This window comes from Bacillus cereus (assembly GCF_015071065.1).
Taxonomy (GTDB): domain Bacteria; phylum Bacillota; class Bacilli; order Bacillales; family Bacillaceae_G; genus Bacillus_A; species Bacillus_A cereus_BA.
Window position 1 is genome coordinate 20,084 of the sequence record NZ_VOVA01000023.1, and the last position, 20,486, is coordinate 40,569.

Genomic DNA, 20,486 nt, shown 5'->3' on the forward strand with positions numbered 1-20,486 from the left:
CACAATCTGGAATATTTTATTTTGTTTTATCCCATACTAGTAGCAATTGGATATTTAGGAGGCTAGTATGGAAGGTTATTATTACTGTAGACATTGCGGAAGTAATGTGGGCTCCATTATCGCAGAAAAAGTATATAGCGACGTTTTGTTTCAACTAACAGAGCAAGAAGTAGTGGATATGATTCATTTTCATGAGAATGGAAATATATATATAAAAACGATTTGTGAATCGTGTCAAGAAACGCTCGCATCTTATCCTGAGTATTATGAATATGAAAAATTTCTGCAATAAAATGTTGTCGCTTTGGCATGTCCAAAGCATTTTTCTGTTTTCTTTTTCCAAAATATTTGCATAAAATATAGTAACTTGCTCTTTATGTTGAGAGGAGTTTTGAAAATGATAGGTTTATTAGAGCAATTTTATAAAAATGAAGAAATACAATCGGTTATTAATGGGCTAGAAGATGGATTGAAAGAACAACTTGTATCGGGTATGGCAACATCCTCTCGTTCATTATTAATGGCAGCTTTATATAAAAAAACAAAGCAATCACAGCTTATTGTGACGCACAATTTATACCAAGCACAAAAGGTACATGAAGATTTAGTGGCGTTACTTGGTGAGAAAGATGTTTGGCTATATCCAGTAAATGAATTGATAGCATCGGAAGTTGGTGTTGCAAGTCCAGAATTGAAAGCGCAGCGTATTGAAGTGTTAAATCGCTTAGCTGCGGGAGAGAATGGGATTATTGTAGCGCCAGTTGCAGGGCTGCGTAGATTTTTACCAATAAAAGAATTATGGAAGCAAAGGCAAATTGAAATCAATCTAGGGCAAGAGATTGATTTAGATGCACTCTTGCATACCTTACATCATATTGGCTATGAGCGTAAGTCGATGGTAGAAGCTCCGGGAGAGTTTAGTTTGCGCGGGGGAATATTAGATATTTACCCATTAACTGAAGAATTACCATTTCGTATTGAATTCTTTGATACACAGGTTGATTCTATTCGATTATTTGATGTAGAAGAACAGCGCTCTCAAGATAAAAGGGAGAGTGTTCGGTTTGGTCCGGCAACAGAGTTTTTATTTTCACAGGAAGAATTGAAATCGGGGATTAAGCATCTTGAAGAAGGTTTGACTAAGACGATGCAAAAGCTTTCCGATGATAAATTAAAGACTGCTGTGCTTGAGACGGTTAGTCATGAAATTGAAATGTTGAAAAACGGGCAAAGTATAGAACAAATGTTTAAATATTTATCTATTTTCTATAAAGAACCTGCTAGTCTGATAGATTATTTACCAGAAAACGGTGTTGTAATTTTAGATGAGATTTCCCGTATTCAAGAAACAGCATCACATCTTGAAACAGAAGAAGCGGAATGGTATATCTCACTTCTTGGCGAAGGAACAATTATTCAGGATTTATCTTTCTCCCACTCGTTTGAGGAGTTTCTTCATAATAAAAAAAGAAGTTTTGTATATTTAACGTTATTCTTACGCCATATAGCACACACACATCCTCAAAATATTGTGAATGTGACATGTAAAACGATGCAAGATTTCCACGGACAGATGCAGTTGTTAAAAACTGAAATTGATAGATGGAATGAAGGGCATTTTACGACCGTTGTGCTTGGAACAGATGAGGAACGTGTAAAAAAACTACAACATATTTTAAGTGATTATGATATTGATGCAGACATTGTAGAAGCCACAGATATCTTATTGCCTGGAAGGTTACAAATTGCTGTAGGTGATTTACATGCAGGCTTTGAAATGCCGATGCAAAAGTTTGTTGTGATTACTGAAAAGGAGCTTTTTCATAAGAAAGTTAAAAAATCACAACGTAAGCAAAAGTTATCTAACGCTGAACGTATTAAAAGTTATTCGGAATTAAAAGTTGGAGACCATGTAGTTCATGTAAATCATGGTATAGGTAAATTTTTAGGTATTGAGACATTAGAGATTAATGGTGTTCATAAAGATTATTTAAATATTAAATATCAAGGTAATGATAAGTTATACGTTCCAATTGAACAAATTGATCAAGTGCAAAAATACGTAGGGTCTGAAGGTAAGGAGCCAAAAGTTTATAAATTAGGCGGAAATGATTGGAAGAAGGTCAAAACGAAAGTTGAAAAATCTGTACAGGACATTGCAGATGACCTAATTAAATTATATGCCGAGCGTGAAGCTTCGAAAGGTTATGCATATACACCAGATACGGCAGAACAACAAGAATTTGAATCTTCTTTCCCATATCAAGAGACAGAGGATCAATTACGCTCTATTGAAGAGATTAAGAAAGACATGGAACACGGACGTCCGATGGATAGGCTTCTTTGTGGCGACGTAGGATATGGAAAGACTGAAGTAGCTATTCGTGCGGCATTTAAAGCAATTATGGATGAAAAACAAGTTGCGATTTTAGTACCGACAACAATCCTTGCACAACAACACTATGAAACAATTCGAGAGCGTTTTCAAGATTACCCGATTAATATAGGGTTACTGAGTAGATTCCGTACACGAAAACAACAAAATGAAACGATTAAGGGTTTAAAAGATGGAACGGTGGATATTGTAATCGGAACGCATCGTATTTTATCTAAAGATGTTACGTATAAAGATTTAGGACTTCTTATTATCGATGAAGAACAAAGGTTCGGTGTTACGCATAAAGAAAAAATTAAACAATTGAAAGCAAATGTTGACGTGTTAACATTAACGGCAACTCCGATTCCACGTACACTTCATATGTCTATGCTTGGTGTGCGCGATTTATCTGTTATTGAGACACCGCCAGAGAATCGGTTCCCAGTACAAACATATGTAGTAGAGTATAATCCAGCATTAATGCGAGAAGCGATAGAGCGAGAGTTGGCAAGAGGCGGTCAAATTTACTTCCTATATAACCGTGTGGAGGATATTGAAAGAAAAGCAGATGAAATTTCGATGTTAGTTCCAGATGCTCGTGTAACATACGCACATGGGAAAATGAATGAAGGTGAATTAGAGTCTGTTATGCTATCGTTTTTAGAAGGACAGCATGATGTTCTTGTAAGTACAACAATTATCGAGACGGGTGTAGATATTCCGAATGTAAATACATTAATTGTATTTGATGCAGATCGTATGGGATTATCGCAGTTGTATCAGCTTCGTGGGCGTGTTGGACGTTCTAATCGCGTCGCGTATGCCTACTTTGCATACAAACGTGATAAAGTGTTGTCGGAAGTTGCAGAGAGGCGTCTGCAGGCAATTAAAGAGTTTACAGAGCTTGGATCTGGTTTCAAAATTGCGATGAGAGACTTATCAATTCGTGGTGCGGGTAATTTGTTAGGGGCAGAACAACATGGATTCATTGATTCTGTCGGATTTGATCTATATTCTCAAATGTTAAAAGATGCAATTGAGCAACGTAGAGGAACAGATGGAGTTGAAAATACCGTTAATGTTGAAATTGATTTAGAAGTAGATGCATATTTACCGGATGCGTATATTTCAGATAGTAAACAAAAAATTATGATGTATAAACAATTTAGAGGTATTTCTGCAATTGAAGATATTGAAGAGTTGCAGGAAGAGATGATCGACAGATTTGGTGATTATCCACAAGAAGTTGGTTATTTATTACAAATTGCAAACATTAAAGTGTTAGCGATGAAAGAACAAATTGAGTTGATTAAGCAAAATAAATTTGAAGTAACATTCCTGTTTTCTGAACAAGCGAGCCAAAATGTAGATGGTGGAAAATTATTCATGCTAGGAAGTAGTTTTGGTCGTATGATCGGTCTTGGTATGGAGGGATCACAATTGAAAATTGTGATGAAAACGAATGGATTAGAGACATCGAAATGGTTAACAATTGCTGAAAATTTATTAAAAGGCTTACCAGATGTAAAAAAAGAAGTAATAAATGCCTAATATAAGATAAAAAATACAATTCGACGTGCATAGAAGAACTAATGTGTAAAATACTATGTTTAACAGTTGGTGATTTTTACATGAACAGGTAAATTCACCACTTTGATCATCAGTAGAAAGTGAGGCAGCATTAGAATGAAAGCAACTGGAATCGTACGTCGAATTGATGATTTAGGCAGGGTAGTAATCCCGAAGGAAATTCGTAGAACCTTACGTATTCGTGAGGGAGATCCTTTAGAGATTTTTGTTGATCGCGATGGAGAAGTCATTTTGAAAAAATATTCTCCGATTAGTGAACTGGGTAATTTTGCAAAAGAATATACAGAAGCTTTATACGATAGCTTAGGACATAATGTGCTTGTATGCGATCGTGATTCTATTATCGCAGTAGCAGGCGTATCAAAAAAAGAATACTTAAATAAAAGTGTTGGCGATTTAATTGAGAAGACAATGGAAGAACGTAAATCTGTTATTATGACAGATGAAAGCGAAATTTCAATTATTGATGGAGTAACAGAAAAGGTTAGCTCTTATACAATTGGCTCGATTATTGCAAATGGAGATCCAATCGGAGCTGTCGTTATCTTCTCTAAAGAGGCTATTATAAGTGAAGTAGAGCATAAGTCAGTAAATACAGCTGCAAGCTTTTTAGCGAAACAAATGGAGCAGTAGTGAAGTGTAATTTCTATAAGTAGCAATCTTTCCTAATTATGATATTTCTATTTGAGAAATTAACTATTTGGAGATATAAGTATATTGAATGAAGGTAGCGCTTTGCTACCTTTTTTCATTGGATATTTTTGCTGTTGAAAGAAGGCAGTGAATGTAAGGAATATGAAGGAGAGCTAGTTTTTCTTTGTGATATAATACGAGGGGTGAGAATAGAAAAAGGAGTTTTCTTGTATGGAAGCGAAGAAGTACCAAGCCTTTTGGCGTGGGGCTATTATATTGACAATCGCAAGTTTTATTACGAAAGTATTAAGCGCTTTTTACCGTATTCCATATCAAAATATAGCGGGTGATATTGGTTTTTATATTTACCAACAAATTTATCCGTTTTATGGATTTTGTTTAATTTTAGCTACTTATGGGTTTCCCATTATTATTTCAAAAATGGTCGCAGAAAGATTAGAACGAGGAAAACAAAAAGAAGCAGAAGAAATTATTTGTGTATCTTTTTGGTTTTTATTAGGAATTGGCTTTATAGGATTTTTTACATTATTCTTTGGGGCCGAAACAATTGCATCGGCTATGGGTGATATACATTTAGATAAATTATTACGTGTTATTTCGTTTTCATTCCTACTAATGCCATTTTTATCTGTAGCGAGAGGATATTTTCAAGGATTCAATAATATGATGCCGACGGCTGTTTCGCAAGTAATTGAACAAACGATTCGTGTTTCTATTATTGTATTTCTATCGCTATTCCTTATTGCTCATGGATTTGATTTATATACAGTTGGTGCGGGGGCCATGCTAGGTTCAATTGCAGGCGGGCTTATTGGGATTATCGTACTTTTACTTTATATGCGTCATGATTTCCAGGCTATTTTCTTTAAAAGTTGGAAGAGAATTGGAGGTAAAAAAAGGATTATTCGAATCCTTTTTTGGCAGGGATTAGCGATTTGTGTTAGTAATTTAGTCCTTATTTTTATACAAATGGCGGATTCTATTTCCTTTTATACCTTGCTTATTCGCGCGGGAGAGCAAGTTGAAAATGCAAAGATACTAAAAGGTGTTTATGATAGAAGTATCCCACTTATGCAATTAGGTACTGTTGTGACAACTTCTTTCTCATTGTCACTTATTCCTATTATTACAGCGGCGAAAGAAAGAGGAGATCTTTCATTTATTCAAGAAAAGGTAAAATTAGCAATGAAAATAACATTTGTTATTGGATTTGCAGCTGCTATTGGATTAACTTGTATTATTCAACCTACAAATATTATGTTGTTTGAAAATAGTGATGGATCAGATGTGTTATCGATTTTATCTTTATCTATTTTATTCAGTTCATTGTCAATTACAACTGCTTCTATTTTGCAAGGAGTGGGACAAACATTAAAACCAGCAATATTCGTTGTATTTGGAGGTTGTTTGAAGTTAGTTTTAAACTATATATTAATGCCGTATTTTGGTGTAAAGGGAGCTGCAATTGCAACTTTAGTTGCGCTTATTGTAATTGCCTTGCTAAATAGCGTGTTACTTATGCGAGCTGTATCGGATCCGCTTATTGATAGGCGGAGTATGTTAGGTGTAGCTATTAGTGGTATCGGTATGGGGTTTGTATTAATAATCTTTATGCGTATGTTGCGAATGTCCGGATTAGTAATTGATACAGGACATAGAGGAATTGCAACGCTTGAAGCGTTGTTAGGTGTAGCTATCGGTGGATTAGCATATATGTTTTTAATTTTAAAATTACGTGTATTTACAAAAGAAGAATTAGGAACCGTTATGAAACAAGAGAAAAAAGAAGGTTCATTGAAGAAGAGTGGATAGAGGTGACTGGTTGTGAGTGGAATCATTACTATTTTAGGATTAGGTGCTGGTGAGTTAGATCAGTTAACGATGGGTGTATATCGAAAGATAAAAGAAGCAGACCATATGTTTGTTAGAACGAAGGAACATCCAGTTATAGAAGAATTGGAGAAAGAAGGTATAAAGTATACGGCCTTTGATAATGTATATGAGGCACATGATACATTTGAAATCGTATATGAAACAATCGCGAATACATTGCTAGAACAAGCTAAAGGCGCAGAAATTATTTACGCTGTTCCAGGTCATCCGCTTGTAGCAGAAAGAACAGTTCAGCTACTTTTGGAAAAAGGAGAAGTAGCAAATATTGAAGTGCGAATTGAAGGTGGACAAAGTTTCCTTGATCCGATGTTTGCAAGTCTAAAAATTGATCCGATTGAAGGGTTCCAATTAATTGATGCTACATCATTTGAAAGAGGGCAATTAGAATTACGTCAACATTTAATCTTTTGCCAAGTGTATGATGCGTTCGTTGCTTCAGATGTGAAACTGATGTTAATGGAGATTTTGCCAGATGATTACGAAGTGTATATCGTAACAGCTGCAGGGACTTCATTTGAGCAAGTAAAAAAGGTACCGTTGTACATGTTAGATCATGAAACAGAGTTAAATAATTTAACGAGTGTATATGTACCTCCGGTTAAGGAACGTGCGTCTTTGTATCAGCAGTTTGATGTGCTTAGAGCAATTATTGCGGAACTGCGTGGACCGAATGGTTGCCCATGGGATAAAAAGCAAACTCATCAATCTTTAAAGAAATACTTAATTGAAGAAGCGTATGAAGTGCTAGAAGCAATTGATGAAGAGGATGATGATCATTTAGTAGAAGAACTGGGTGATATATTATTACAAGTTATGCTTCATGCTCAAATTGGAGAGGATGAAGGTTGGTTCTCTATAGATGATATTATTCGGACGTTAGCTGAGAAAATGGTTCGTCGTCATCCGCATGTGTTTGGGAATACGGATGTAAATAATGCTGATGAAGTGATTGCAAATTGGGAAGAAATTAAAAAACAAGAAAAGGGATTCGTGAAAGAATCGGTTTTAGCGGGTATTCCAAACAGCTTGCCACAGCTAATGCGTGCTTATGAAATTCAGAAGAAAGCTGGAAAGGTTGGATTTGATTGGGTTGATGTGCAGCCGATGATAGAGAAGGCCTTAGAAGAATGGCAAGAATTCCAACAAGAAGTTGTAAACATGGATGAGAAAAAGATGCTAGGTGAATTTGGTGATTTACTATTTGCATTTGTTAATATAGCTCGTCATTATAAATTAGATCCAGAAGAAGCGTTACGTTCAACTAATGAGAAATTTATGGATCGCTTTTTATATATGGAAGCAAAAGTAGCTGAAATGAATAAGGAAATGCAAGATTTATCATTAGAACAGTTAGATATTTTATGGGAAGAGGCAAAACAAACAGAGCGTTAATAGGGGGATTTGATATGCGTCTAGATAAATTTTTGAAAGTATCACGTTTAATTAAAAGAAGAACATTAGCAAAAGAAGTGTCTGACCAAGGAAGAATTTCGATTAATGGCCAAGTGGCAAAAGCGAGTTCAGATGTGAAGGTAGAGGATGAATTAACAATTCGTTTCGGGCAAAAAATAGTAACTGTGAAAGTAAATGAATTGAAAGAAACAACTAAAAAAGAAGATGCAGCAAACATGTATAGTCTCGTTCGTGAGGAAAAAGTGAAAGCGGAAGAAGGCTTGTTCTAAAATAGGTTATCCCTTCATACATTACTATTAGCTAGTATAAAGCTATGGGGGGATTTTCGTGAATAATGGTTACTCACCTATGTCTTCTAATCAACAAAATGTTTCTGTAGAGCATGATATTATCATGCGTGGCAGGCGTGTAATCGATATTACTGGTGTAAAGCAAGTAGAGAGTTTTGATAGCGAAGAGTTTTTACTTGAGACTGTAATGGGTTTTTTAACAATTCGTGGTCAAAATTTGCAAATGAAGAATTTAGATGTAGAAAAGGGTGTTGTATCAATTAAAGGGAAAGTTCATGAGATGCTGTATATTGATGAGAACCAAGGGGAGAAAACTAAAGGCTTCTTTAGTAAGTTGTTTAAATGAGCCTAACAATTCAGTTGTATACAATGCTTTCAATGATTGGAATGGGTGCTTGGATTGGTGCATCTTTAGATACATATCAACGGTTTTTAAAGCGCCAAGAGCGTAGACGTTGGCTTGTATTTATACATGATATACTATTTTGGATTGTCCAAGCATTATTCGTTTTTTATGTATTACTGCGTGTGAATGAAGCCGAACTACGTATATATGTATTTTTGGCGTTACTATGTGGTTTTGCAGCATATCAAAGCTTATTGAAAGCATTATACATGAAGATGTTAAATTTTCTCATCTATATTTTTGTACAAACAACACAATTTTTTGTTCGAATTATACAGCTACTCATGATAAAACCTGTTATTATTATAGCACAGCTATTTATTGCATTTATATTATTCTTATTTCGTATACTGCTTTCAATTGGACATGTGTTATGGAAAATGGTGATTTGGATATTACTTTTCATATGGAAAGTTTTTTTCTCGCCTGTTCGATTTATTGCTTCGCTCATATGGAAACTTCTCCCTAATCGTGTTAAACTTTTTATAATGAAGCGTGTAGGGTTCCTGCAATATGTAGCAAAATTGAAGGGACATATCTTCCAATTATGGGAGCGTATAAAAAAGAAGTTAGGGGGACCTCGGAAATGAGGGAACTGAGACAAAGAACAATCGAAAAACAGAGTCCAAATCCTGTTAAAGAACATATAATACAAACGGATGAGAACAGGAAGCGACTTTATCGCCGTTTAGCGGTTTTTCTTGTCTTTGCTTTTACAATTATTGCTAGTATTAGTGTGACGTTTTATCAACAAAACAGTTCCATTAAAGCAAAAGAAGCAAAAGTTAAGGACATGAAAAAAGAACTGGATTCATTAACGAAAAAAGAAAAGAATCTAAAAGATGAAGTTCAAAAGTTGAATGATGAAGAGTACGTTTTAAAGATTGCTAGAAGGGATTATTTCTTCTCCGGAAAAGGGGAGATAATTTTTCCTGTTTCTAAGTAGAGTATGTCTTATTGACACTACATTTTAGGATTATATATAATAAAGTAAAATTTGACTTTTTAACCACTAAGGAGGAGCATTTTTTTTATGTCAATCGAGGTAGGCAGCAAGTTACAGGGTAAAGTAACAGGTATTACAAATTTTGGGGCTTTTGTGGAGCTGCCAGAAGGCTTAACAGGTCTTGTTCATATTAGTGAAGTTGCTGATAATTATGTGAAAGATATTAACGATCACTTAAAAGTAGGCGACCAAGTAGAAGTAAAAGTTATCAATGTTGAAAAAGATGGCAAAATTGGTCTATCTATTAAGAAAGCGAAAGAACGTGAAAAAACAGAAGGAGATCGTCCACGTGGTGAATACCAACAACGTGGTGGTGATCAACAACGTTCTGGACGTCCACAACGTAATAATCGTTCTTCCAACAGAGATAACCGCGGTGGCGGTAACGAACGAGCTCCAAAAGAAACATTTGAGCAAAAAATGGCACGCTTTTTAAAAGATAGTGAAGATCGTTTAACTTCTTTAAAGCGTAACACAGAATCTAAACGTGGTGGCCGTGGCGCACGTCGCGGATAATAAATCCGTTTAATTCTTAACATATAGAGAGGTACCCCGAGTAATTACTCGGGTACTTTTTTATGTGAGAGAATATATTTTTAAAAAAGTTTTTGAGATGTGTTGACTTTAAAACGTATCTGATGTAAGATACTAATTGTCCGTTAAATACGACGACATGGCGGTGTAGCTCAGCTGGCTAGAGCGTACGGTTCATACCCGTGAGGTCGGGGGTTCGATCCCCTCCGCCGCTATATTTAATTTAACGGCCCGTTGGTCAAGTGGTTAAGACACCGCCCTTTCACGGCGGTAACACGGGTTCGAATCCCGTACGGGTCATCTGAAAAGATCATGCAAATTTGCATGATCTTTTTTTGTTAAATATAAATTAAGATGTACAATACTTCTACAAAATCACCCTATATTTTCTGAACATTCTTTCAACTTACTTTAAATAAATTAAATACTATGTATATATGTAGATTTATTTCGAATAAAAAGTCGAACGATTATAAAAGTCAAAACTGTTGTTTTGACAAAAATCCCAATAATCATCTCTTATAATAACAGTAATTAAACTATGCAGGTGGTGTTAAAAATATGCCTAAAGCAGGAAGGAATACTATGAATACAAGTGCATTGGCGATGAATGAAAGTCAGCTTGGAACAATAAAATGGACGAGTAAGTTGCGAATGAAGTTTGAACAAGTTTTCTTTAGATGGGGATTCATTATTGCTGTTATTGGTTTTCTTTTGGGACGAGCATATATATTAACAAACATTTTACCGTTTGCATTGCCATTTTTTGCTGCTGTTTATGTTATGAAGCGAGATAAAATGCCGCTCGCGTTCTTAGCCCTAATGGGGGGAGCACTTTCAGTTTCAATAGATAATTTATTTTTTACTTTTGCATCGATCTTTACCTTCTTTATTTATAATATCTTCTTTAGTCGGTTTACACGTAAAACTGTTGGACTTGTACCATTCCAAGTATTTATCTCCGCATTAACCGCACATTTAGTTGTTGTATATTTTGCACAGCAAACCGTCACCATGTATGATCTGCTCGTCAGTACGATCGAAGCGGGGCTTAGCTTCGTATTAACGATGATATTTTTACAAAGTGTTCCGCTTTTAGTGGAAAGGAAAGGGAAGCAACAAGCGTTAGAAACAGAAGAAATTGTTTGTTTAATTATATTACTAGCATCTGTTTTAACGGGCACAACGGATTGGTTTGTTTATGATGCTTCTATTCAACATATTTTCACTAGATATTTAGTATTAGTATTTGCCTTTATTGCAGGGGCAGCTACAGGGTCCACAGTAGGAGTTGTCACTGGGTTAATATTAAGTTTAGCGAATGTGGCTAGCTTGTCTCAACTTAGTCTCCTTGCCTTTTCAGGATTGCTTGGGGGATTGTTAAAAGAAGGGAAGCGTATAGGAGTTAGTTTAGGCTTATTAATTGGTACAAGCTTAATTACATTATATGTAGACAAGCAAACAAGTATTGTAACAACTTTAATTGAATCTGGTGTAGCGATTGTTTTCTTCTTATTAACACCGAAGCTTGTTATGGATCGTATTGCTAAATTTATGCCTGGTACACAGGAACATTCACAAGATCAACAACAATATTTAAGAAGAGTACGCGATGTTACAGCAAACAAAATCAATCAATTTGCTAATGTATTTGCTGCTTTGTCTAATAGCTTTTCTGTATACGGGTATGTGGAGGAGGAAGATAAAGAAACAGAAGCTGATCTATTTTTAAGTACAATTACTGCAAAAACATGCCAAACATGCTTTAAGAAGGATCAATGTTGGGTAGTTAATTTTGATAAAACATACGATTATATGAAACAAATAATGAGTGAAACAGAAGAAGGAACGCTGCAGCATAATCGGAAGTTAGTTCGTGAATGGGACAAGCATTGTGTGAGAGGGAAGAAAGTAACAGATTTAGTAGCGGGTGAATTAGATCACTTCTATGAGGGGCAGAAATTAAGAAAACAAATGAAGGAAAATCGTAGAATTGTAGCGGAGCAATTACTGGGTGTATCAAAAGTGATGGAAGATTTCGCTAAGGAGATACAACGAGAAAGAGAGAACCATCAAGCACAGGAGGAGCAAATTTTACAAGCGTTTCGTGATTTCGGTGTCGAAGTGGAGCATGTTGATATTTATTGTTTAGATAGAGGAAGTATTGATATTGAAATGTTGATTCCAGCTGCATCTAATGAACATGGAGAATGTGAGAAGTTGGTTGCTCCAATGCTTTCAGATATTTTAAAAGAGAATATCGTCGTTAAGCATGAAGAGAAATCCTCATATCCAAATGGGCACAGTTTAATATCATTTGGTTCAGCGAAGACGTATTCTCTTGATACAGGATTGGCCACAGCTGCAAAAGGTGGTGGGTTTGTTTCAGGTGATTCCTACGCGATGATGGATTTGAGCGTTGGTAAATATGCACTTGCGATTAGTGATGGTATGGGAAATGGACAAAGGGCTCATATGGAGAGTAGGGAAACGGTAAAATTATTACAAAAGATACTTCAATCAGGTATTGATGAAGAAATAGCGATTAAGTCCATCAATTCAATTCTTTCTTTAAGGACGACAGAGGAGATGTATACAACGCTTGACTTGGCTATGGTAGATTTACGGGATGCGAGTGCGAAGTTTTTAAAGATTGGATCGACGCCGAGTTTTGTTAAACGCGGAAATAATATTTTGAAAATTGAGGCAAGTAATTTACCGATGGGAATCATTGAAGATGTTGAAGTTGATGTGGTTGGTGAGCAATTAAAAACGGGTGATCTTCTTATCATGATGAGTGACGGCATTTTTGAGGGCGCGCAACATGTGGAGAATCACGAATTATGGATAAAACGTAAAATTAAAGAACTACAAACAGAGGATCCGCAGGAAATTGCTGATATTATTATGGAAGAAGTGATTCGCTCTAGTGATGGTTATATAAATGATGATATGACTATTGTGGTGGCGAAAGTAAAGAAAAATATGCCGAAGTGGGCTACGATTCCAATAGTAGGAATGCAGGCGCAATAAAATAATCAAAAAAACCTAGGTAGATACCTAGGTTTTTTTGATTAAAAAGGTAATGTGATTACTTTGTTAAATATACAGGAGGGATGTAAGATAAAAATGTGGATTTTGTGCATCTTTTTTTTGCACAATGTTTGTAAAAGTTGTACCATTATATACAAGGTAACTAATGTTGTTGTTCTTGTTTAATGAAAGGTGATTACGAAGTTGAAAGATGCATTTGTTAAAAAGGTAGACGACTTTGTAAAGCAGCATGATGTATTAAAGAAACATTCAACAATTGTTGTAGGGGTTTCTGGTGGTCCTGACTCTTTGGCTCTTTTATATTATTTGCTAGAAAAAAGGGTAGAAAAACGGCTCGAAATTGTAGTAGCACATGTGGATCATATGTTTAGAGGTAATGAATCTTATGAGGATCTACAGTTTGTACAGGGTCTTTGCAAAGAGCTAGGAGTTATTTGTGAAACGCTAAGGATTAATGTGTCGCAATATCAACAGCAATATGGAATGAATGCACAAGTTGCTGCTAGAGAATGCAGATATGCATTTTTGGAAAGAATAATGAAGAAATATGATGCGAGATATGTAGCTCTTGGTCACCATGGAGATGATCAAGTAGAAACGATTTTAATGCGCCTTGTACGAGGGAGTACTCCGAAAGGATACGCAGGAATTGCAGTGAAGCGTTCTTTTCATAATGGATATTTAATTAGGCCGTTACTTGGGGTAACTAAGGAAGAAATTGTTGATTACTGTAATAAATTAAAAGTTATTCCGCGTATAGATCCGAGTAATAAAAAGGAAGTATATACAAGGAATCGATTACGTAAATATGTCCTTCCTTATTTGAAAGAAGAAAATCCACAAATGCATGAGAAATTCCAAAAATTTAGCGTGCAGATGCAAGAGGATGAGGCTTATTTGCAGGAATTAGCTTTTGAGAAAATGAATAAAGTAATTACAAAAAGAAGCGATAAACAAATTAGCTTATCAATTCCTGCCTTTGAATCCATGTCTATGCCTTTACAAAGAAGAGGGATTCAACTAATATTAAACTATCTTTATGAATATAAGGTTCCATCTTCGCTTTCTTCTATACATATTGACAAGGTGATTGAATTTTTTAAGCGGACACAACCTTCAGGTTCACTGGATTTTCCAGGTGGTTTGAAAATTGTTCGCACATACGAAGAATGTAGTTTTGGATTTAAACAAGAAATTGTTTCTCCTTTTTCGCAAGATTTATCAGTACCTGGGACAATTATATTGCCGAATGGGGATAAACTTGTAACAGAGGTGAGCGAAGATATACCGAGTAACATGAATGAAACAGTATTTGTTGCTAAGTATAATGATATATCGTATCCACTTCGTATTCGGTCTAGGGAAAATGGAGATCGCATGTCAATGCAAGGTATGGCTGGTACAAAAAAGATAAAAGCTGTTTTTATCGAAGCAAAAGTACCGAAAGAAAAAAGAGAAGAATGGCCGATCGTTTGTGACGCAAGTGGAAATATTATTTGGGTGCCCTTGTTGAAACGATCTGCATTTGCTACTTCGAAAGAGATAGCAAAGAAGGGTAAATACATGATTATTCACTACAAAAGCAAGGAGTCTTCCGGGAGGATAATGAAATGATGAATCAAGATATCGAAAAAGTATTAATTTCTGAAGAACAAATACAGGAAAAGGTGCACGAACTAGGTGCAGTTATTGCAGAGGATTACAAAAATACAGTACCTCTTGCGATTGGTGTACTAAAGGGCGCAATGCCATTTATGGCAGATTTATTAAAGAGAACAGATACATATCTTGAAATGGATTTTATGGCTGTATCTAGCTATGGTCACTCTACAGTTTCGACAGGCGAAGTAAAAATCTTAAAAGATCTTGATACTTCTGTAGAAGGTCGCGATATTTTAATCGTCGAAGATATTATTGATAGCGGTCTTACACTAAGCTATTTAGTAGACCTGTTTAAATATCGTAAAGCGAAATCTGTAAAGATTGTTACGTTATTAGATAAGCCAACAGGCCGTAAGGTTGATCTGAAAGCAGATTATGTTGGATTTACTGTTCCTCATGAATTTGTTGTAGGATATGGATTAGATTATAAAGAGCAATACCGTAATCTTCCTTATGTAGGAGTATTAAAACCAAGTGTTTACTCAAATTAATTAAATATAGGCGTTACAATTGTATAGGGAATTTTTTCTATGTTACGATTTACTATAGTGTTTATGCCGTGAGAGGAGGTTAGGAATGAATCGTATCTTCCGTAATACCATCTTTTATTTACTGATATTCTTAGTAGTAATTGGGATCGTAAGCTATTTTAATGGTTCGACGCAAAAAACGACATCAGTTAGCTACGATAAATTCATTACTCAACTTGAAAAAGGTGAAGTGCGTAATGTGCAGCTTCAACCGAAAAATGGTGTGTTTGAGGTAAAGGGACAATTCAAGACTTCTAGCCAAGGAGAACAATTTGTTACTTATGCACCAAATACTGAGGAATTACAAAAGAAAATTAATGATAAAGCGCAAGGGGCTGAAGTTAAGTATCAACCAGCAGAAGAAACAAGTGCTTGGGTGACGTTCTTTACTTCCATCATTCCGTTTGTCATTATCTTCATTTTATTCTTCTTCTTATTAAACCAAGCTCAGGGCGGCGGTAGCCGTGTTATGAACTTCGGAAAAAGCAAGGCGAAGCTATACAATGATGAAAAGAAAAAAATTCGTTTCAGAGATGTTGCTGGAGCGGATGAAGAGAAACAAGAACTTGTTGAGGTAGTTGAATTCTTGAAAGACCCTCGTAAGTTCGCTGAAGTTGGTGCCCGTATTCCGAAGGGTGTTCTATTAGTGGGACCTCCAGGTACAGGTAAAACTTTACTAGCACGTGCTGTTGCAGGTGAAGCAGGCGTTCCGTTCTTCTCTATTAGTGGTTCTGACTTCGTAGAGATGTTCGTCGGTGTCGGTGCATCCCGTGTACGTGATTTATTTGAAAATGCAAAGAAAAATGCTCCTTGTATCATTTTCATTGATGAAATTGATGCAGTAGGACGTCAACGTGGCGCGGGTCTTGGCGGTGGTCATGATGAGCGTGAACAAACGTTGAACCAATTGCTTGTTGAAATGGATGGATTCGGTGCAAACGAAGGTATTATTATCATCGCTGCGACAAACCGTCCTGATATTCTTGATCCAGCATTATTACGTCCAGGTCGTTTTGACCGTCAAATTACTGTAGATCGTCCAGATGTAAATGGTCGTGAAGCTGTACTTAAAGTACACGCTCGTAATAAACCGCTTGATGAGAATGTCAACTTAAGAGCAATTGCAACTCGTACACCAGGATTCTCTGGTGCCGATCTTGAAAACTTATTAAACGAAGCTGCTTTAGTAGCTGCGCGTCAAGATAAGAAGAAAATTGATATGAGTGACATCGATGAAGCAACGGATCGTGTTATTGCAGGTCCAGCTAAGAAAAGTCGTGTTATCTCTGAAAAAGAACGTAATATTGTTGCATTCCATGAGGCTGGCCATACTGTAATTGGTGTTGTCCTTGATGAAGCAGATATCGTTCATAAAGTAACAATTGTCCCTCGTGGTCAAGCTGGTGGATATGCGGTAATGCTTCCGAAGGAAGATCGTTACTTCATGACAAAACCAGAGTTACTTGATAAAATCACTGGTTTACTTGGTGGTCGAGTAGCTGAGGAGATTGTATTTGGTGAAGCAAGTACAGGTGCTCACAACGACTTCCAACGTGCGACTGGTATTGCAAGACGTATGGTTACAGAATTCGGGATGAGTGATAAGCTTGGACCGATGCAATTTGGTAGCTCACAAGGTGGTCAGGTATTCTTAGGAAGAGACTTCCATTCAGAACAAAACTACAGTGATGCAATCGCGCATGAAATTGATGTGGAAATGCAAACAATTATTAAAGACTGTTATGCTCGTGCGAAACAAATTCTTACTGAAAAACGAGATAAGCTTGATATTATCGCGAAAACGTTACTTGAAGTAGAAACATTAGATGCAGAGCAAATTAATCATTTATATGATTATGGCAGATTACCTGAGCGTCCAACACCTTCAGATGATGTGAAAGTAAACATCAATGTGAAGAAAGACGATGAAGATACAGAAGATAAGTAAGAAACGAAGGAGTGACAATAGTCACTCCTTTTTTTGTGGAATGAATTTAAGTGGCAAAAGAATTTAAATGAAACTATTATTAAAAATTGAAATAGAGAGTAATCTTTTTGTACAATGATGAGTATAGAAAAACTGATTATATAAGTATGTGTGATATGATGTTTTTATAAGTTTTATACATACTGCACAAATAAAGATTAAATAAGATAAGTGGTGAGAATATGATTTTTGTATTGGATGTAGGGAACACAAATGCGGTACTAGGTGTGTTTGAAGAGGGGAAACTTCGTCAGCATTGGCGCATGGAAACAGATCGTCATAAAACAGAAGATGAGTATGGGATGCTTGTAAAGCAGTTACTTGAGCATGAAGGTCTTTCTTTTGAAGATGTGAAAGGTATTATTGTGTCTTCAGTCGTACCGCCAATTATGTTCGCTTTAGAGCGTATGTGTGAAAAGTATTTTAAAATTAAACCGCTTGTAGTGGGGCCTGGGATAAAAACTGGCTTGAATATTAAATATGAAAATCCACGTGAAGTAGGCGCGGACCGAATTGTAAATGCAGTAGCAGGAATCCACTTATATGGAAGTCCGCTTATTATTGTTGATTTTGGTACGGCTACTACATATTGTTATATTAACGAAGAGAAGCATTATATGGGTGGCGTCATTACGCCAGGAATTATGATTTCGGCAGAGGCTTTATATAGCAGGGCAGCAAAGCTTCCTCGTATTGAAATTACAAAACCGAGTAGTGTTATCGGGAAGAATACAGTAAGTGCAATGCAATCAGGTATTCTTTATGGATACGTTGGACAAGTGGAAGGTATTGTTAAGCGTATGAAAGAAGAAGCTAAGCAAGAACCGAAAGTTATTGCAACAGGTGGATTAGCAAAATTAATTTCAGAAGAATCAAATGCAATTGATATTGTAGATCCGTTTTTAACGTTAAAAGGTTTGTATATGTTATATGAACGTAATGCGAATTTACAACATGAGAAGGGTGAATAAATAAGTATGAAAGATTATTTAGTAAAAGCGTTAGCGTTTAATGGAGAGGTTCGTGCTTATAGTGTACGTACAACAAATACAGTAAGTGAGGCGCAAAAACGTCATGATACATGGAGAACAGCTTCAGCGGCACTTGGTCGTTCTTTAACTGCGGGTACAATGATGGGTGCTATGTTAAAAGGCGAGCAGAAGCTAACGATTAAAGTAGAGGGTAACGGCCCGATTGGTCCTATCTTAGTCGATGCTCATGCAAATGGGGATGTACGTGGTTATGTAACGAATCCACATGTTGATTTTGAAGGAACGGAACAAGGGAAATTACGTGTATATCAAGCGGTAGGTACAGAAGGATTTATAACGGTAATTAAAGATATCGGTATGCGAGAACCATTTATCGGTCAATCTCCAATTGTTTCAGGAGAACTAGGGGAAGATTTCACATATTATTTCGCGGTTTCTGAGCAGACACCTTCTTCTGTAGGTGTCGGTGTTCTCGTAAATGGCGATGATAGCATATTGGCAGCGGGTGGATTCATTCTTCAAATTATGCCAGGTGCGCAGGAAGAAACAATTTCATTTATTGAAGAGCGTTTGCAAAAAATCCCTCCTGTATCACAATTGATTGAACAGGGGCTTTCTCCAGAAGAGCTACTATATGAAGTGCTTGGAGAAGATAAAGTGAAAGTGCTAGAAACAATGGATGTTCAATTTAATTGTACATGTTCACGCGAGCGCATTGAAAGTGTGCTAATTAGTTTAGGTAAAGCGGAGTTAGAACAAATTCGTGCAGAAGAAGAAGAGACGGAAGTTCACTGTCACTTCTGTAATGAACGATATAAATTCGCTAAAGAAGATATTACAAGCCTAATTGAGAACCTGTAATAAAGAAGTTTAGGTGGAGAATCAGCCGCCCAAATAGATTGACAAATAGGGAATTTTCTGACAAAATCTAAATATAGATAAAACCAATAAAAATACTCGGTGTTAGGAGTGACAGGAATGCGAGTGGCACAATCAGTTTCAGAATTAATCGGGAAAACGCCGATCGTTAAGTTGAACCGCATCGTAGAATCAGACAGCGCAGATGTATACTTAAAATTAGAATTTATGAATCCGGGGAGCAGTGTTAAAGATCGTATTGCGTTAGCTATGATCGAAGACGCTGAAAAAAAAGGATTATTAAAAGAAGGCGATACAATCATTGAGCCGACAAGCGGTAACACAGGTATTGGCTTAGCGATGGTAGCAGCTGCTAAAGGATATAAGGCAATTTTAGTAATGCCAGAAACAATGAGTATTGAGCGTCGTAATTTATTACGCGCTTACGGTGCTGAATTAGTATTGACTCCAGGACCTGAAGGAATGGGCGGAGCAATTCGAAAGGCAACTGAATTAGCAGAAGAACATGGGTACTTTATACCACAACAGTTTCAAAACCAAGCGAATCCAGAAATCCATCGTATAACAACAGGTCCAGAAATTGTTGAACAGATGGGGGATCAATTAGATGCGTTTATCGCAGGTATTGGTACAGGTGGAACAATTACAGGTGCCGGTGAAGTACTGAAAGAAGCTTATAAAGATATCAAAATTTACGCGGTAGAACCTGCGGATTCACCAGTATTATCTGGCGGGAAGCCAGGACCACATAAAATCCAAGGAATTGGAGCGGGGTTTGTTCCGGAGACATTGGATGTAGAAGTATATGATGAAATTATTCAAGTGAAAACGGAGCAAGCGTTTGAATATGCGAGAAGAGTGGCTAGAGAAGAAGGTATTTTAGTTGGTATCTCTTCGGGAGCAGTCGTTTATGCAGCGACAGAAGTTGCGAAGAAATTAGGTAAAGGGAAAAAGGTACTTGTTATTATCCCAAGTAACGGTGAACGTTATTTAAGTACACCACTTTATCAATTTGAGTCATAATTGAATGTGATTTGAAAAGCATCCTTAAAAAAGGATGCTTTTTCTTTTTTGATTGGAAAAAGGAAAAGAGTGAATGACTAGAAAACTTCATGTAAAATAAGAAGTAGTATAATTAATTTATTTATTTTCACTAGCCCTCAAGTATAATCATTCTCTATATAAATAATTTTATGTAGTTTGAGTTGATTGGCTTAAG

Annotated in this window: 17 protein-coding genes and 2 tRNA genes; all 19 read left to right on the forward strand. The window is 36.3% G+C overall.

What is annotated here, in order from left to right:
• The first annotated feature begins 67 nt into the window (after positions 1-67).
• Positions 68-292, forward strand: coding sequence for an anti-sigma-F factor Fin family protein (locus tag FT637_RS26675; protein ID WP_002091576.1), 225 nt, complete (start codon positions 68-70; stop codon positions 290-292).
• A 105-nt stretch (positions 293-397) separates the two neighbouring features.
• Entirely contained in the window at positions 398-3,928 is a 3,531-nt protein-coding gene (gene mfd / locus FT637_RS26680; protein ID WP_193648823.1) for a transcription-repair coupling factor, read from the forward strand.
• A 135-nt stretch (positions 3,929-4,063) separates the two neighbouring features.
• Positions 4,064-4,600, forward strand: a complete 537-nt coding sequence (gene spoVT / locus FT637_RS26685) for a stage V sporulation protein T (RefSeq protein ID WP_002144535.1) — start codon at positions 4,064-4,066, stop codon at positions 4,598-4,600.
• Positions 4,601-4,831: 231 nt separating this feature from the next.
• Positions 4,832-6,433 (forward strand): oligosaccharide flippase family protein, encoded by a 1,602-nt coding sequence (locus tag FT637_RS26690; RefSeq protein ID WP_193648824.1) that lies wholly within the window; start codon positions 4,832-4,834, stop codon positions 6,431-6,433.
• A 12-nt stretch (positions 6,434-6,445) separates the two neighbouring features.
• Entirely contained in the window at positions 6,446-7,906 is a 1,461-nt protein-coding gene (gene mazG / locus FT637_RS26695; protein ID WP_193648825.1) for a nucleoside triphosphate pyrophosphohydrolase, read from the forward strand.
• Positions 7,907-7,920: 14 nt separating this feature from the next.
• Positions 7,921-8,196, forward strand: coding sequence for an RNA-binding S4 domain-containing protein (locus FT637_RS26700; protein WP_002009677.1), 276 nt, complete (start codon positions 7,921-7,923; stop codon positions 8,194-8,196).
• Positions 8,197-8,254: 58 nt separating this feature from the next.
• On the forward strand, positions 8,255-8,563 hold the full coding sequence (yabP, locus tag FT637_RS26705; protein ID WP_001059101.1) for a sporulation protein YabP: 309 nt from the start codon (positions 8,255-8,257) through the stop codon (positions 8,561-8,563).
• Positions 8,560-9,213: a spore cortex biosynthesis protein YabQ gene (gene yabQ, locus FT637_RS26710; protein ID WP_193648826.1), complete on the forward strand. Its 654-nt coding sequence runs from the start codon at positions 8,560-8,562 to the stop codon at positions 9,211-9,213. The genes yabP and yabQ overlap by 4 nt, the downstream gene beginning before the upstream one ends.
• Entirely contained in the window at positions 9,210-9,569 is a 360-nt protein-coding gene (divIC, locus tag FT637_RS26715) for a cell division protein DivIC (RefSeq protein WP_002124547.1), read from the forward strand. Before yabQ ends, divIC begins: the two co-directional genes overlap by 4 nt.
• Before the next feature lie 87 nt (positions 9,570-9,656).
• A complete protein-coding gene (locus tag FT637_RS26720) occupies positions 9,657-10,145 on the forward strand; it encodes a S1 domain-containing RNA-binding protein (protein WP_193648827.1) in 489 nt (162 codons plus the stop codon).
• Between the two features lie 159 nt (positions 10,146-10,304).
• Positions 10,305-10,378 (forward strand) — tRNA-Met (locus tag FT637_RS26725).
• Positions 10,379-10,391: 13 nt separating this feature from the next.
• Positions 10,392-10,463, forward strand: a tRNA-Glu gene (locus FT637_RS26730).
• A 261-nt stretch (positions 10,464-10,724) separates the two neighbouring features.
• Complete coding sequence (gene spoIIE, locus FT637_RS26735; protein WP_193648828.1) at positions 10,725-13,196, forward strand: stage II sporulation protein E; 2,472 nt, start codon at positions 10,725-10,727, stop codon at positions 13,194-13,196.
• A gap of 204 nt (positions 13,197-13,400) precedes the next feature.
• Positions 13,401-14,831: a tRNA lysidine(34) synthetase TilS gene (gene tilS / locus FT637_RS26740; protein ID WP_193648829.1), complete on the forward strand. Its 1,431-nt coding sequence runs from the start codon at positions 13,401-13,403 to the stop codon at positions 14,829-14,831.
• On the forward strand, positions 14,828-15,370 hold the full coding sequence (hpt, locus tag FT637_RS26745; protein ID WP_002124550.1) for a hypoxanthine phosphoribosyltransferase: 543 nt from the start codon (positions 14,828-14,830) through the stop codon (positions 15,368-15,370). The genes tilS and hpt overlap by 4 nt, the downstream gene beginning before the upstream one ends.
• Before the next feature lie 85 nt (positions 15,371-15,455).
• Complete coding sequence (ftsH, locus tag FT637_RS26750; protein WP_193648830.1) at positions 15,456-17,357, forward strand: ATP-dependent zinc metalloprotease FtsH; 1,902 nt, start codon at positions 15,456-15,458, stop codon at positions 17,355-17,357.
• Between the two features lie 221 nt (positions 17,358-17,578).
• Entirely contained in the window at positions 17,579-18,367 is a 789-nt protein-coding gene (locus FT637_RS26755) for a type III pantothenate kinase (protein ID WP_193648831.1), read from the forward strand.
• A 6-nt stretch (positions 18,368-18,373) separates the two neighbouring features.
• Positions 18,374-19,249, forward strand: a complete 876-nt coding sequence (gene hslO, locus FT637_RS26760) for a redox-regulated molecular chaperone HslO (protein ID WP_193648832.1) — start codon at positions 18,374-18,376, stop codon at positions 19,247-19,249.
• 117 nt (positions 19,250-19,366) lie between these two features.
• A complete protein-coding gene (gene cysK / locus FT637_RS26765) occupies positions 19,367-20,290 on the forward strand; it encodes a cysteine synthase A (protein WP_193648833.1) in 924 nt (307 codons plus the stop codon).
• Positions 20,291-20,486 lie beyond the last annotated feature (196 nt).